The sequence below is a fragment of the Amycolatopsis halotolerans genome, from assembly GCF_042647905.1.
Lineage (GTDB): Bacteria > Actinomycetota > Actinomycetes > Mycobacteriales > Pseudonocardiaceae > Amycolatopsis > Amycolatopsis halotolerans.
Genome location: NZ_JBHRWI010000043.1, coordinates 44,304 through 58,370, shown reverse-complemented (window position 1 = coordinate 58,370; position 14,067 = coordinate 44,304). Strand labels below are relative to the sequence as shown.

Below are 14,067 nucleotides of genomic sequence, written 5' to 3'. Positions count from 1 at the left end.
CCGGAAAGACTGCGCTCAGAGCTGGTTCGCGCGCTTCGCGAGAGCCGACTTCTTGTTCGCGGCCTGGTTGGCGTGGATGACGCCCTTGGTGACGGCCTTGTCGAGCTTGCGAGCGGCGTCGCGCTGCAGTTCGAGGGCCTTGTCCTTGTCACCGGCTTCGGCGGCCTCGCGGAACTTGCGGATCGCGGTCTTCACCGAGGACCGGATCGCCAGGTTGCGCTGCCGCGCCTTCTCGTTGGTGTCGATGCGCTTGACCTGCGACTTGATGTTGGCCATGGAGGCGTTCCTCTTTCACTCGGTGAAGGTCGCTGCCGCGTTCGTGTGGCTCCGGATCAGTCCCGAGGGACTGCCGGGCTTCCTCCCTGACGGAATGCCGCACGGCAACAGTCGAAAATCTTAACAGCCCTGCTCGCGGCCCTGGAGCAGGCCCCCGGAGCCGTTCGCTGTTCGGCATTCCGCCCTCGGCTCCGTTACGGTGGATTCCGGTAGTGCCTAGGGTTCCGTCGCCTGCCCGTGGTCCCGCAGAGCGGGTCGCGAAGACAACGAGGGCGGGCGGGCCTGGTCCGAGCGGCACCTTCGGCGGGACACCGAGCCCTGCCGTTCATCTGACGGGACAAAAGCCTGGAGGACCCGGTCTTCAGCGTGCGCTGAAAACCTGAAAGGGTCGCAGATGAACACCACTGCCCTCGCCATGGTCCTCGTCGCCGCGGTCGTGCACGCAGTGTGGAATCTCGCCGCCAAACGGGTTTCCGCCGGCGGTCCGCGATTCGTCTGGCTGTACTACACGGTTTCCGCGGTCGCGATGCTCCCGGTGATCGCGGTCGCGCTGGCCGTCGAACCGGAACGTCCACAATGGACTTGGCTGCTCGCTGCGCTGGTCACCGCGGTCCTGCACGTGGTGTACGGGATCGTGCTGCAGCGCGGCTACGAGGTCGGCGACCTGTCGGTCGTGTATCCGCTGGCCCGCGGCACCGGACCGCTGGTGTCGGTGCTCGTGGCCGTCACAGTCCTGGGCGAACGGCCCGGCGTGCTCGGGCTGATCGGTGCCTTCCTTGTCGTCGCGGGCGTTCTGGTGATCAGTCTCGGCGGCAGCACCGGCGACGCGAAAGCTCGTCGCGCTGGGGTGTTCTACGGCGTCGCCACCGGAACGGTCATCGCGGCTTACACGCTCTGGGACGCGCATTCGGTCACGTCGCTCGGCGTGCCTCCGCTCGTCTACTTCGGCGGCGGCGCGATCGGCCAGAGCATCCTGCTCGCGCCGGCCGCCGCTCGCGGCCGGTCCGAGATTAAGCGGCTGTGGCGGGACCACCGGCGCGAGGTGCTGATCGTCGGACTCGCCTCGCCGGCTGGCTATCTGCTGGTCCTGTATGCCCTGCGGATCGCGCCGGTCAGCCTCGTCGCTCCGGCGCGCGAACTGTCCATCGTGTTCGGCGGGGTCGCCGCCTGGCTCGTGCTCCGCGAGCGCAACGCTGCGCGGCGGCTCGCCGGATCGCTGGTGGTGCTGGCCGGGATCGCCGCGATTGCGGTTGCCTGAGCGGCTCAGGTAGGCAGGAGCCATGGACGTACTGAGCAGCCGGGTGCTGATCCACCCCCGCGACCACGAGGTGTCGACCGCGTTCTATCGCGACGTTCTCGGCCTCGCGATCGAGCGAGAGTTCCCTGGTGGCACGCGGTTTTTCGCCGGTGGCGGTTCGATCGAGGTGGTCGGCACCGGCGAAGAGGGACCCGGCCCGGACGTCAACCTGTTCCTGCAGGTCCGCGATCTCCCGGCGACTCTGTCCGAATTGGCCGGACGCGGGGTCGAACCGGTGCGCGAGGCCCGGCGCGAACCGTGGGGCACCGACGAGGCGTGGATCGCCGACCCGGACGGGTTGCGGATCGTCCTCGTCGAGGTCCCGGAGGACCACCCGTTGCGCCGCGACAAGCGCTAGCTCGGTTTCACTGCCCGGAGCTGGGCGGCGAGCGGGGCGAACCCGGGCGGGTCCCAGGTCCAGGTCTGCAGGTCGGCGAATCCCGCGGCGGCGGCCTCGTCGGCGAGTTCGTGTCGCGTCACCGGAAGCCATTTCTCGTGCGCCGAGAGCAGTAGCCGTCCGCCCGGCCGCAGCACCCGGAACAACTCGGCGAAGCTCGCCGCACGGTCGTCCCAGAGCTGGACGTTGTTCACGGTCAGCACGACGTCCGCGATCTCGTCCGCGCAGCCAGTCCGAGCCGCACTGCCCGCGCGCACCTCGGCGCGGTCGCCGCAGCGGTCCGTGCAGAGATCGCGCATCTCGGGGGAGGGTTCGACGCCGATCACCTCGTCGGCGAGTTTGCTCGCCGCGTCGAGGCCGATCCCCGGACCGGGGCCGATGACGAGGACGGTCTCGTCCGGTTCGAGGCGGGCGAGGTCGACGACGCGGTGCTCGGTCGTGGCGTTGCTGACCGCCATCAGCTTGCCGCCGAGCCTGCCCAGCAGGCCGCTGGGGTGGCCGAAAGCCCGGTCGAGCGCGGCGTCGAGGACGCCGGGGCCGGGCGGCGAGGGGGAGGGTGAAGTGGTCATGCTTCGAGGTCATCACGAGTCGCGCGGGGCCGCATCGGGGATGACCCCCACCCGCACCCGGAGGTCCATGGGACGATGGGGTACGGACATCCCCCACCATCCCGAGGACAGCCCGAGTGACAGCGCCCAAGACGTTCGCCGACACCACCTTCACGCCGCCGGAGTTGATCCGCAACTTCTGCATCATCGCCCACATCGACCACGGCAAGTCGACGCTGGCGGACCGGATGCTGCAGCTCACCGGCGTCGTCGAGGAGCGGGCCATGCGCGCGCAGTACCTCGACCGCATGGACATCGAGCGGGAACGCGGCATCACGATCAAGGCCCAGAACGTCCGGCTGCCCTGGAAGATCAAGGACGGCCAGGGCGGTGAGCAAGATTATGTCCTGCACATGATCGACACCCCCGGCCACGTCGACTTCACCTACGAGGTGTCCCGCGCGCTCGAAGCGTGCGAAGGAGCGATCCTGCTGGTGGACGCCGCGCAGGGGATCGAGGCGCAGACCCTGGCCAACCTGTACCTGGCGCTGGAGAACAACCTCCAGATCATCCCGGTGCTGAACAAGATCGACCTGCCCTCGGCCGACCCGGACAAGTACGCGGGCGAGATCGCGCACATCATCGGCTGCGAGCCCGACGACGTGCTGCGGGTCTCGGCGAAGACCGGCGTCGGCGTCGGCGCGCTGCTCGACGAGGTCGTGAAGCAGGTCCCGCCCCCGGTCGGCGATTCGGAAGCGCCCGCGCGGGCGATGATCTTCGACTCGGTCTACGACACCTACCGCGGCGTGGTGACCTACATCCGGGTGGTCGACGGCAAGATCACGCCGCGCGAGAAGATCAAGATGATGTCCACCGGCGCCACGCACGAACTGCTGGAGGTCGGCATCATCTCGCCGGAACCGAAGGCCAGCAAGGGCCTCGGCGTCGGCGAGGTCGGCTACCTGATCACCGGCGTGAAGGACGTGCGGCAGTCGAAGGTCGGCGACACCGTCACGGCCGAGCGGAACGGCGCCAAGGAGCCCCTGGCGGGCTACCGCGAGCCGAAGCCGATGGTCTACTCCGGGCTGTATCCGGTGGACGGCTCGGACTACCCGGAGCTGCGCGAGGCGCTGGAGAAGCTGCAGCTCAACGACGCCGCGCTGACCTATGAGCCGGAGACCTCGGTGGCGCTGGGCTTCGGCTTCCGCTGCGGGTTCCTCGGCCTGCTGCACCTGGAGATCACCCGGGACCGGCTTGAGCGCGAGTTCGGCCTGGACTTGATTTCCACCGCGCCGAACGTGGTGTACCGCGTGGTGCTGGAGGACCGCAGCGAGGTCATCGTCACGAACCCGTCGGACTGGCCGGGCGGGCTCAAGATCTCCGAGGTGCACGAGCCGGTGTCGAAGGTGAGCATCCTGGCGCCGTCGGAGTTCGTGGGCACGATCATGGAGCTGTGCCAGTCGAAGCGCGGCACCCTGCTGGGCATGGACTACCTGTCCGAGGACCGCGTCGAACTGCGCTACACGATCCCGCTCGCGGAGATCATCTTCGACTTCTTCGACACGCTGAAGTCGCGCACGCGCGGTTACGCGTCGCTCGACTACGAGGAGTCCGGCGAGCAGGTGGCCGACCTGGTGAAGGTCGACATCCTGCTGCAGGGCGAGACGGTGGACGCGTTCTCCGCGATCGTGCACAAGGACGCCGCCTACACGTACGGAAACCGCATGGCGACGCGCCTGCGCGAGCTGATTCCGCGACAGCAGTTCGAGGTGCCGATCCAGGCGGCGATCGGCTCGCGGATCATCGCGCGCGAAACGATCCGCGCCATCCGCAAGGACGTGCTGGCCAAATGCTACGGCGGTGACATCTCGCGGAAGCGGAAACTGCTGGAGAAGCAGAAGGAAGGCAAGAAGCGGATGAAAACCGTCGGCCGGGTGGAGGTGCCGCAGGAAGCGTTCGTCGCGGCACTGTCCACTGAGGACAACGGAAAGAACAAGAAGTAGGTCCCCCTTCGGGTGAACGGCGGCTCCGGGTTTCCGGGAGCCGCCGTTTTTGTCGGTGGGGGCTGGTGTCCTTGAGTGCGACGAAGAAAGGAACGCGCTCATGACACTCACTGGCTGGCCTTCAGGTTCACAACCGATGACGGTGCGGGATCTCGCCGCGATCCCCGAGGACGGACGACGGCACGAACTCGTCGACGGCGTGCTGTACGTCAGCCCTGCGCCGGGACTGCGGCACCAGCACGCGGTTTTTCGGCTCTACGGGTTGCTGGAGTCAGGGTGCCCGCCGGGGATGGATGTGGTCGGCGGGCCGTTCGCGGTGCGGTCCGGGGACCAGGTCGAACTGCGGCCGGATCTGGTGGTGGGCCGGGCCGAGGACTTCACTGACGCCGATTTGCCGATGCCGCCGCTGCTCGTGGTCGAAGTGGTGTCGCCGAGTTCTGGGATTCACGATCGCGTAACCAAGAAAGCGGTTTACGAGCGGTGGGGCGTGCCGGACTACTGGGTGATCGATCCGGTCGCGCTTTCGCTGACGGCATTCGAGATCAGTGCGGACGGTGGTTATCAGCAGAGTGCGGAAGTGGCTGGAGGTGAGGCGTTCGAGACGGAGCGGCCGTTTCCGGTGCGAGTGAGTCTGGCGGAGCTCATGAATGGACGGTGACTTGATTCGGGCTTGGCGGATGGGAAGGGATGTGACGGCTTGACCGGACAGGATTGGTGACGGGTTCGCGGGCCTGGTGATCGCGACGGACGTTGTTGTGCGGATGTGTGACGGTGTGACTGGCGTTGGCAGGTGGTGAGTCGGTCGTTTGGCGGTGCGGTCTGACGTTCACAAATGCTGCCGGTCCGGCGCGACTGGTGTTGGCAGAGGGCGGGTCGGCTGCTTTGGCGGTGCGGTCTGACGTTCACCAACGCTGCGGTCCGGCGTGACCGGCGTTGGGCCGGGGCAGGTCAGCGGTTCCGGACGGTCGTCACGACCTTCACGGATGTGGTGATGTGGTGTTCGCTGGTGCGGATTGAGGGGAGGGTTCGAGGTGTGCCGGTTTGCCACCTGGTCTTTGTGGTTGCTGCGACGCGATGGTTGATGGCGTGAGCGACGTGGCCTGCCGATGGGTCGGCAGTCGCTGGTGGCTCGATCGTGTCCGTGCATGCCGCCGCGCCGCGTTCGGCGGCGTGACTGGCGCGGGTTGGCGGCAGCCGGTTGCCTTCCCGTTCTCCGCGCACGCCGCGACTCGACATTCCGCGCCGTGATCAGCGTGCCTGGGGCGACTCAACGGGTGGCCGACCGCTGTCCATCTCCGCGAAGGCCCTCGGTGCCCGAGCGGGCAGGTTTACGGCCACGACGGCAACGCCATCGTCCAGGCGGCACTTCTCCGACTGGTGCTCGAAAGGGTGGTCGGCTCAGGCGGTGGCGGATCAGCCGTTCCCGATGATCTTGCCCACCTCCACGAACACCGCGGCCCGGCGTTCGGCGGCCATCACCCGGTCGTACTCCGCCCAGTCGTCGTGGGTTCCGGTGGCGGCGCGGAACACCTCGCGCAGCAGGGGCGCGAGGTCGTCGGCAGGGAAGGCCGGGTCGGGGTCGTCCGGGCCGATCAGGCGGACCGGGCCGGTTACCGAGAGCCAGCGCCAGCCGCGGCGGAACGTGACGGTCGCGTGGCCGTTGCGGCGTAGCAGCGCGAGCTTGTGCGCGCCGCCGACGGCGACGAAGCCGACGCTCGGCTTGCCTGTCACCGGGTCGTTCAGGATGCCCGCGTTCACCACGGACGCGTGCACGGTGCCGTCGGTGCGGGTCGTGGCCACAGTGGCGAGGCCGTTCTCCTGCACCGTCAGCGCGCGGAGCTGTTCCAGGGTTGCCGTCATGCTCTTGTGCAACGCGGCGGCGACCCGGCGCATTTCCGGTCCGGCACTAGGCTCGGGGACATGTTCGATGATCTCGAGTTCCCGGTGATCGTGGCGCCGATGGCGGGCGGGCCGACGACTCCGCGGCTGGTCGGCGCCGTCACGGACGCGGGCGGGTTCGGTTTCCTCGCCGCGGGCTACCTCAGCGCGGAGACGCTGGACGCCCGGATCGCGCACACCGCCGACCTCACCGGCGGCCGGTTCGGCGTCAACCTGTTCGTCCCCGGCGGCCGGTCGGTGGCCGACCTCGCCGCGCACCGTGAACGGTTGCTCGCCGAAGCCGTGCGCTACGGCGTCGAACTCGGCGAACCGGTCTGGGACGACGACGAGTACCCGGCGAAACTCGATCTCGTCGTGCGCCACCGGGTTCCGCTGGTGTCGTTCACGTTCGGCGCGCCGACGTCTGCCGAGGTGCAGCGGATCCACGAGGCTGGCGGCAAGGTCGCGGTCACCGTCACGAATCCGGAGGAAGCCGACCTCGCTGCCGCGCGCGGAGCCGACGCGCTCGTCGTGCAGGGCTTCGAGGCCGGCGGGCACCGTGGCCTGTTCACCGACGACCCGGACAATCCGGCTGGCGGCGAGGAGTACGGCCTGCTCGCGTTGCTGCGTTTGCTCGGCGCGCGCACGAGCCTGCCGTTGGTCGCGGCCGGAGGACTGGTCAACGGTGCCGACATCGCGGCGGTACTGGCTGCCGGTGCGTCGGCGGCGCAGCTGGGCACGGCCTTCCTGCTCGCGACGGAAGCTGGCACCGGCGACACCCAGCGGCGGGCACTCGCCGAGGCGGGCCGGGCGACGGCGTTCACGCGCGCGTTCAGCGGACGCCCGGCGCGGGGCATGGTGAACCGCGTCCTGAGCGACCTCTCCGCGGCCGCGCCCGCCGCGTATCCGCAGCTGCACCACCTGAGCAAACCGGTCCGCGCGGCGGCAGGCAAAGCTGGCGACCCGGAAGCGATGTCGCTGTGGGCTGGGCAGACGTATCCGCTCGCCAGTGACGGTTCCGCAGCCTCGATCATGGCCCGGCTGCGCACGGAGGCGAAGTCCGCGGCGGAACGACTCGACCGGTTGCGCTGAGACCTCCGGCGCGAGGGCCCCGACCGTGCAGGATTGGCCGCTTGCGGCGACCTGACCACAAGGTGGCAGGCGGGAAGGCTCTCGCCGAACCGGTGACAGCGCAATGGGCATGACGGCTGTGGTGCTCGCTGGTTGCTGGAGAGCCAGGCTCTGAGCTCAGGGTTGGGGAGCGAGGCGGCCGGGTGAATTGCGGTGATGTGACTGCTGGACTCGGCGAGGGCGAGCTGTGCGCGCTGAGCTCAGGGCTTGGTGGGTTGCGTGACGCGTCTGGTGGGGCGTTGAGGCCGGGGCTCCGCGTTGAGCGCTGGGCTTTGGGATGGGCTTGGTGGTTGCGGTGACGCGTCTGGTGGAGGCATTGAAACCGAGGCTCCGCGTTGAGCGCTGGGCTTTGGGATGGCTTGGCGATTGCGGCGACACGCCTGCTGGAGGCGTTGAGGGCCGAGGCTCCGCGCTGAGTTGACGGCGGCGGGATGGCTTGATGGCGGTGCTTGACCGCAGTCAGCGTTCGTGAGGGCGAGGGCTTCCCGCCGAAGCCCCGGCACCGGAACAGCTTGACTGGCCGTGCTGAGGGTTCCGGCAGGGCGAGATGTGCTCATGTGGTGGTGGCGCGGCTCGGACAGTCGCAGTGATTGGTTGCGCGCGGTATTGAAGAGCGCTGCCGCAGCGAGGTATTCGGCGAGTGCGATGTGCGCGAGCGGCCCGAGATGATGCCCGATTATCCAGGAAAGGAAGACCTCGGCGGAGTGCCGCGGCACTGCCTCGGCTGGTTCCAGCCAGGCGCAACGCCAGCGGATCAGCAACAGCGCAAAAGAAATGCGGGGGACACCACAAAGGCGTCCCCCGCGTCAAAGCCGCAGCAATCAAGGCCGCGGCAAACGAAAACCGCAGCGTCAGTCCGAAGTGGACTTCAGTTCGCCAGCGTCCCCGTCACCGGAACCAGCCGACTCGCCGCGTTCCATCGCCGAGTGCCGTTTGCTGTAGGAGAAGTAGATCACCATTCCGATCGCGAACCAGATCGCGAAGCGCAGCCACGTTTCCGGCTTCAGGAACGTGATCAGCCAGATCGAGAACACCACCCCGATGATCGGCACCACCGGCATGCCCGGCGTCTTGAACGTGCGCGGCAGTTCAGGACGCTTGTAGCGCAGCACGATCACCGCGATGCAGACGACCACGAAGGCCAGCAGGATGCCGATGTTCGTCAGTTCCGCGGCCTCGCCGATCGGCAGCACGCCCGCGATCAGCGCAGACGCGCCGCCCAGGATCCAGGTGATGCGCGAAGGGACCTTGCGCACGGGATGGGTCTTCGCGAACCACTTCGGCAGCAGGCCGTCGCGGCTCATCGAGTAGCCCACGCGCGTCGCGCCCATCAAGAAGGTGAACAGCACCGTCAGGATGCCGATGATCGCGCCGACCGCGATGATCGCGCCCAGCCAGCCGAGGCCGACCTTCGCGAACGCGCTGGAGAAGGCCGCTTCCGGGTTGATGTCGGTGTACTTCACCATGCCGGTCAGGACCAGGCAGGCCAGCACGTACAGCACCATCGAGATCGCCAGCGAGTAGATGATCGCCTTCGGCATGTGCTTCTGCGAGTCTTGCGACTCCTCGGCCGCGGTCGACATGGCGTCGTAGCCGAAGACCGCGAAGAAGACCGTTGCCGCGCCGGTGAAAGCGCCGCTGAGGCCGAACGGGAAGAAGTTGCTGTAGTTGCCGCTCTGGATGTGGAAGGCGCCGACCACGATCACCAGCAGCACCAGGCCGACCTTCAGGTACACCAGCAGCGTTTCGAAGCGCGCCGCGTTTTTCATGCCCTGGTTGAGAATAAAGGCGATCAGCAGGCAGAGCAGCACCGCGAACAGGTTGATCTTGTACGACCCCGGTTCGACGCCCGCCGGTTCCGTTCCTGGCGCGCCGGACATCCAGTGCGGCAGCGAGACGTGCAGGAAACCCAGCAAATCGTTGAAGTAACCGGAAATCCCGATCGCCACCACGGACACGATCGCGGTGTACTCCAGCAGCAGGTCCCAGCCGATGAACCAGCCGACGATCTCGCCGAGCACCGCGTACCCGTAGGTGTAGGCGGAGCCCGCGCGCGGGATGAGGCCGGCGAACTCGGCGTAGGAGAACGCGGCCGCGGCGCTCGCGATGCCCGCGATCAGGAACGAGATCAGCACGGCCGGGCCCGCGGTCTTGTTCGCGACCGCACCGGCGAGCGAGAAGATGCCGGCGCCGATGATGCCGCCGACGCCGATCGCGGTCAGCTGCCGCAAGCCGAGCGTGCGCTGCAGGCCGCTTTCCCCGGCCTGCTCGATGGTTTCGATCGGCTTCCGCCGGAAGATCCCGGACCCGGAGCCCAGGTTAGGGCCGCGCGGAGCTGACATCGATGTCTCCTCAGACTGGTGGTTCGCAGGCCCCGGGTTCCGGGCCCTGGCAGCGCACCGTACCTGGCGGCGCCCCGCCTGTCATCGACTCCATAGTGTGACGATCTTGCCAGCCTGAGTCACCCGGTCGCGGAGTCGTCCTCGACGTCGTTGACCGTGGGCGCCGGGCGCGCGGCCGAGCGGACCGCGCCGGCGGAGAAGAAGGTGAGCAGTTCCGCGACCTCGGCCGGGTCGTCCAGCTGCGGGCAGTGGCCCCAGTCCTCGCGGACGACGAGCCTGCTGTGCGGCACCAGCGTGTGCAGCTTCCGCCCGGACGCGGCCGTCACCAGCTTGTCCTTGCCGCACGCGACCGCGAGCAGCGGGATCGTGATCTGGTCGAGGCGGTAGGCGTCGGCCAGCTCCGCGACGAGCTGCCGGGCCTCTTCGAGCCGCGACGTGGTGGCCCGGTAGTCGGGAAAGAGCGTGGTGAACCGCCGGACCTGGCCCGCGTCGGCTTGGCGCGAGTCGGCGTAGAGGATCCGCGGCACGAGCTGTTCGGCGACCGCGCGGACCAGGAAACCCGGCACCGGCAACGGAAGCGAGGAGTACAGCCGCAGCGGCAGCGGGTTGCGCCCGACCGTGCGCACCAGCCACGAGTCGACGAAACCGGGCGCGGCGATCGACACCACGCCCGCGGTCGGCAGCCGGCGGTTCTGCGCCGCGCGAAGGCTCATCGTGCCGCCGAGCGAGTTGCCCGCGAGCACCACCGGGCCGAGCACGGCCTGCTCGCGCACCACCGCGGCGGTGAAGGCGTCGAGTTGCGGCAGCATCGGACCGGGGCGCAGCGGCTGCGCGTCGCCGAAGCCGGGAAGGTCGACAGCGATCGCGGCGATGCCCGCGGCGGCTAGTTCTCCGAGTACTGGACGCCACGTGTCGGCACTGTCGCAATACCCGTGGAGCAACACGAGCCGCGGCGCGCGGGGTTTCCCGTCGGACTTGCGGCGCGTGCGCTTCGGTGCGGGCGCCTCGGCGACGGGCGGCCCGACCTCCAGCACGCGCGTGCGCATGCCGGCGAACCGCCGGAAGGATTCCCGGATCGGCTCCGGTTCGCTGGGGTGCCGGCCGCCCCGGCCGGCCGGGACTGGCCGCTGCGTCGCGGTCATGTTCTCCAGGTTAACCGCCCAAGGTTGATTTCTGGTGGAATTTGGGGGGTCACCATCTGATTGCGAAGCAGGGGTGTTGACGATTCACGAGACAGCGGGTAAAAGCACTGGCCTGGACCTTTCCGGAACGGAAAAGCCCAGGTCAGCGCCGTACGTCAGGTTCAGTGCGTGAAGACGATCTTGCCCGCTGTCTCCCCGGCGGCCATCGCGGCGAATCCCGCGGGGGCCTCCGCGAGGGGGAGCTCGGCGCCGATCTGCGGCTTGATGCCCTTCAGATCGAGGTAGGCGAGCAGGTCGGCCAGCTCGTCGCGGGTGCCCATGGTCGAGCCGAGGACCCGCAGCTGCAGGAAGAACACCCGCTGCAGGTCGGCCGACGGGTCGGGGCCGCTGGTCGACCCGGACACCACGACCACGCCGCCCGGCTTCAGCGACTTGAGCGTGTGTCCCCAGGTGGCCTTGCCGACGGTCTCGAACACCGCGTCCACCCGCTCGGGCAGCCGCGCGCCGGACTCGAACGTCTGGTGCGCGCCGACGCTCTCGGCCAGCGCGCGCTTCTCCTCGCTGCGTCCGGTGACCCACACACGGAACCCGGCCGCGCGGCCGAGCGCGATGAGCGCGGTCGACACCCCGCCGGACGCGCCCTGCACCAGCATCGTCTGGCCGGGCCGCAGCTCCGACTTCACGAACAGCATCCGGTACGCGGTGAGCCACGCGGTGCCCATCGTCGCGCCCTCGGCGAAGCTCAGCCCGGCCGGCTTCGGCACCGCGTTGCGGGCCGGGACCACGACCTGGTCCGCGAACGTGCCCTGGTGCTTTTCGGTGAGCAGAGTGCGCTTCGGGTCGAGCGTGTCGTCGCCCTGCCAGCCCGGCGCGTTGATCACCGAATGCAGCACGACCTCGGTGCCGTCGTCGAGCGTGCCCGCTCCGTCGCAGCCGAGGATCATCGGGAACTGGTCGGGCTTGATGCCGACGCCGCGCAAGGTCCACAGGTCGTGCATGTTCAGGCTGGCGGCTTTGACGTGCACCCGGACCCAGCCCTCGGGCACCTCGGGTTCCGGCCGCTCGCCGACGACCAGCGAATCGAGCGGGGACTCGGCGTTGGGTTCCTGCGCGTATACGGCGAACATGGCAGCAACCTACCTCCCCCGCACGGCCCGGCGCAGGCGAGCGCGCGTAGGCTCACACTCGTGTTCGAAGGGCTGGCCAACTGGTGGGACGGGGTCGAGCTGTGGCTCGCCCAAGCCTGGTTCCCCGTGCAGTTCGTGCTGGTGATGGCGGTGCTCGTGCCGTTGTGCCTGCTCGCCGCGTGGGCCATCGACAAGCTGGTCGAGCGCTTCGGCCGCTGGTTCGGCACGGCCCGTGACGACGACGGTCCCGGCCGCTCCTAAGCTGGCACACCATGGTCAACCGTAGGCGGATCACCGCTGCGCTCGTCGGTCTCCTCGTGCTGGTGCTCGGCGGGTGGCTCGTCAAGGAAACCGCCGGCTCCTCGGATTCGCCGGCACCCTCGTCCTCGTCGGGTGCTCCCGCCGCCGCTTCCGGGAAAGTGCCGGGGGCCGATTCCCGGCTGCCGGTCAAGCCGTTGTCGTCGCTGCCTTCGCAGGCGAAGGACACGTGGGGCCTGATCCAGAAGGGCGGGCCCTACCCGTATCCGCGCAATGACGACGTCGTCTTCCAGAATCGGGAGAAAAAGCTTCCCGCGGAGAAGAACGGCTATTACCACGAATACACCGTGAAGACGCCGGGGAGCCCGGACCGAGGGGCTCGCCGGTTGATCGCAGGGGCGGGGAAAGAGTTGTATTACACCGGGGATCATTACGCGTCGTTCGTCGTTGTGGACTCCGCGCGGTGACCGGCGAGACGGCGCGGGCCGCGGCGGACGCGGCTTTCGCGCGCGGGGCTTACCCGCATCGGGTCGACGGGGCGCGGGCGCTGGACAAACTGTCGGCGCTGGACGCGATCGGCGAGGCACTGTCTTTTCCGTCTTATTTCGGGCGGAATCTGGACGCGCTTTACGACATGCTCACGGATTTGTCGTGGTTGCCGACCGGCGAGCACGTGCTGATCTGGGCCGGGTCGGACGGGCTGAAAGCCGCCGAGCCCAAGGCTTATCTGGCAGTGCGGAGCGTCTTGTCGGACGCGCAGCGGGCGATGGGCTCCGGTGACCGGCGGCTGACCTTGGTACTGGTGGACGCTTAACGGGCCGTGAGGGGAACCCTGAGGGAATCAGAGTCCCTCAGGGTTCCCCTCACGGACAACAACGTCAGTCCTGCGGGACCCAGTTCGGCTTGCGCTTCTGGGCGAAAGCCTGGATCCCTTCCTGCCCCTCTTCGCTGGCGAAGAATCCCGCCGAGAGGGCGTTCATGTCCGCGAAGCCTTCGGCCGGGGTGGCCGGGCGCGGGCGGGCCAGCAGTTCTTTGGTGGCGGCCAACGCTTTCGGACCGCCCAGGGTCAGCGACCTGAGGTAGCCCTCGACGGTCTTGTCCAGGTCCTCGGCGGGGACGCAGGCGTTCAGGAGGCCGATCTCCACCGCGCGCTTGGCGTCGAAGACGTCGCCGGTCAGGAACAGTTCGTGCGCGGCACGGGCGTTCAGCCGCGGGAGCACCGTCAGGCTGATGACCGCCGGGATGACGCCGATGCGGACTTCCGAGAAGGCGAAGGTCGCTTCCGGGACCGCGACCGCGATGTCGCACGCGGCGACCATGCCGATGCCGCCCGCGCGAGCCGGGCCGGCCAGCCGGGCGACGACGGGCTTCGGGCTCGTCCACAGCTGGTCCTGGATCTGCGGGAACTCGTTCACGCCCTGGTCGGACGAGCCGGCACCGCGAGCTTCCTTCAAGTCCATGCCCGCGCAGAAGACCGGGCCGGTGTGGGTCAGCTGCACCACGCGCACCGAGTCGTCCTCGCGGGCCTTGGTCAGCGACTCGCTCAGTTCCCGCCGCAACTGCGCCGACAGCGCGTTGCGGTTGTGCGGGGAGTCCAGGGTGATCGTGGCGATGCCGGCCGCCACCTCGTAGTGCACCAGTTCGTCAGCCATGCCTGACACTTTCGCA

At 68.7% G+C, this 14,067-nt stretch carries 15 protein-coding genes; 8 read left to right on the top strand and 7 right to left on the bottom strand.

Features of this window, described 5'->3' with window-relative positions:
• Window positions 1–15 precede the first annotated feature (15 nt).
• Window positions 16–276, bottom strand: a complete 261-nt coding sequence (gene rpsT, locus ACFORO_RS32295; RefSeq protein WP_116200451.1) for a 30S ribosomal protein S20 — start codon at window positions 274–276, stop codon at window positions 16–18.
• Between the two features lie 394 nt (window positions 277–670).
• Here rpsT and ACFORO_RS32290 point away from each other — a divergent pair, with 394 nt between their 5' ends.
• Both ACFORO_RS32290 and ACFORO_RS32285 read left to right on the top strand, forming a co-directional pair.
• Complete coding sequence (locus ACFORO_RS32290) at window positions 671–1,534, top strand: DMT family transporter (protein WP_377873413.1); 864 nt, start codon at window positions 671–673, stop codon at window positions 1,532–1,534.
• A gap of 22 nt (window positions 1,535–1,556) precedes the next feature.
• The gene (locus tag ACFORO_RS32285; protein WP_377873412.1) at window positions 1,557–1,931 is read left to right on the top strand and encodes a VOC family protein; all 375 of its coding nucleotides are present in this window, start codon (window positions 1,557–1,559) and stop codon (window positions 1,929–1,931) included.
• Here ACFORO_RS32285 and ACFORO_RS32280 read toward each other — a convergent pair.
• Entirely contained in the window at window positions 1,928–2,539 is a 612-nt protein-coding gene (locus ACFORO_RS32280) for a class I SAM-dependent methyltransferase (protein WP_377873411.1), read from the bottom strand. The two genes, ACFORO_RS32285 and ACFORO_RS32280, sit on opposite strands and share 4 nt — an antisense overlap.
• Window positions 2,540–2,655: 116 nt before the next feature.
• Here ACFORO_RS32280 and lepA point away from each other — a divergent pair, with 116 nt between their 5' ends.
• Both lepA and ACFORO_RS32270 read left to right on the top strand, forming a co-directional pair.
• Window positions 2,656–4,521: a translation elongation factor 4 gene (gene lepA / locus ACFORO_RS32275; protein ID WP_354736806.1), complete on the top strand. Its 1,866-nt coding sequence runs from the start codon at window positions 2,656–2,658 to the stop codon at window positions 4,519–4,521.
• A 136-nt stretch (window positions 4,522–4,657) separates the two neighbouring features.
• Window positions 4,658–5,179, top strand: a complete 522-nt coding sequence (locus tag ACFORO_RS32270) for a Uma2 family endonuclease (RefSeq protein ID WP_377873410.1) — start codon at window positions 4,658–4,660, stop codon at window positions 5,177–5,179.
• 755 nt (window positions 5,180–5,934) lie between these two features.
• Here ACFORO_RS32270 and ACFORO_RS32265 read toward each other — a convergent pair.
• Window positions 5,935–6,381: a pyridoxamine 5'-phosphate oxidase family protein gene (locus ACFORO_RS32265; RefSeq protein ID WP_377873530.1), complete on the bottom strand. Its 447-nt coding sequence runs from the start codon at window positions 6,379–6,381 to the stop codon at window positions 5,935–5,937.
• Window positions 6,382–6,441: 60 nt separating this feature from the next.
• On the opposite strand from ACFORO_RS32265, the gene ACFORO_RS32260 reads away from it, so the two are divergent.
• Window positions 6,442–7,491, top strand: coding sequence for an NAD(P)H-dependent flavin oxidoreductase (locus ACFORO_RS32260; protein WP_377873409.1), 1,050 nt, complete (start codon window positions 6,442–6,444; stop codon window positions 7,489–7,491).
• Window positions 7,492–8,381: 890 nt separating this feature from the next.
• Here the strand turns inward: ACFORO_RS32260 and ACFORO_RS32255 are convergent.
• The 3 genes from ACFORO_RS32255 to ACFORO_RS32245 form a co-directional block, all read right to left on the bottom strand.
• A complete protein-coding gene (locus ACFORO_RS32255) occupies window positions 8,382–9,872 on the bottom strand; it encodes an amino acid permease (RefSeq protein ID WP_377873408.1) in 1,491 nt (496 codons plus the stop codon).
• A 119-nt stretch (window positions 9,873–9,991) separates the two neighbouring features.
• Window positions 9,992–11,014: an alpha/beta fold hydrolase gene (locus ACFORO_RS32250; RefSeq protein WP_377873407.1), complete on the bottom strand. Its 1,023-nt coding sequence runs from the start codon at window positions 11,012–11,014 to the stop codon at window positions 9,992–9,994.
• Window positions 11,015–11,175: 161 nt separating this feature from the next.
• On the bottom strand, window positions 11,176–12,141 hold the full coding sequence (locus ACFORO_RS32245; RefSeq protein WP_354736816.1) for a zinc-binding dehydrogenase: 966 nt from the start codon (window positions 12,139–12,141) through the stop codon (window positions 11,176–11,178).
• Between the two features lie 60 nt (window positions 12,142–12,201).
• Here ACFORO_RS32245 and ACFORO_RS32240 point away from each other — a divergent pair, with 60 nt between their 5' ends.
• Genes ACFORO_RS32240 through ACFORO_RS32230 form a run of 3 tightly spaced genes read left to right on the top strand, consistent with a single transcriptional unit; the run spans window position 12,202 to window position 13,213 of the window.
• Window positions 12,202–12,402, top strand: a complete 201-nt coding sequence (locus tag ACFORO_RS32240; RefSeq protein ID WP_037813693.1) for a hypothetical protein — start codon at window positions 12,202–12,204, stop codon at window positions 12,400–12,402.
• A gap of 11 nt (window positions 12,403–12,413) precedes the next feature.
• Entirely contained in the window at window positions 12,414–12,866 is a 453-nt protein-coding gene (locus ACFORO_RS32235; protein ID WP_377873406.1) for a ribonuclease domain-containing protein, read from the top strand.
• A complete protein-coding gene (locus tag ACFORO_RS32230; RefSeq protein ID WP_354736820.1) occupies window positions 12,863–13,213 on the top strand; it encodes a barstar family protein in 351 nt (116 codons plus the stop codon). Before ACFORO_RS32235 ends, ACFORO_RS32230 begins: the two co-directional genes overlap by 4 nt.
• 64 nt (window positions 13,214–13,277) lie before the next feature.
• On the opposite strand, the gene ACFORO_RS32225 is transcribed toward ACFORO_RS32230, so the two are convergent.
• A complete protein-coding gene (locus ACFORO_RS32225) occupies window positions 13,278–14,051 on the bottom strand; it encodes an enoyl-CoA hydratase-related protein (protein ID WP_377873405.1) in 774 nt (257 codons plus the stop codon).
• Window positions 14,052–14,067 lie beyond the last annotated feature (16 nt).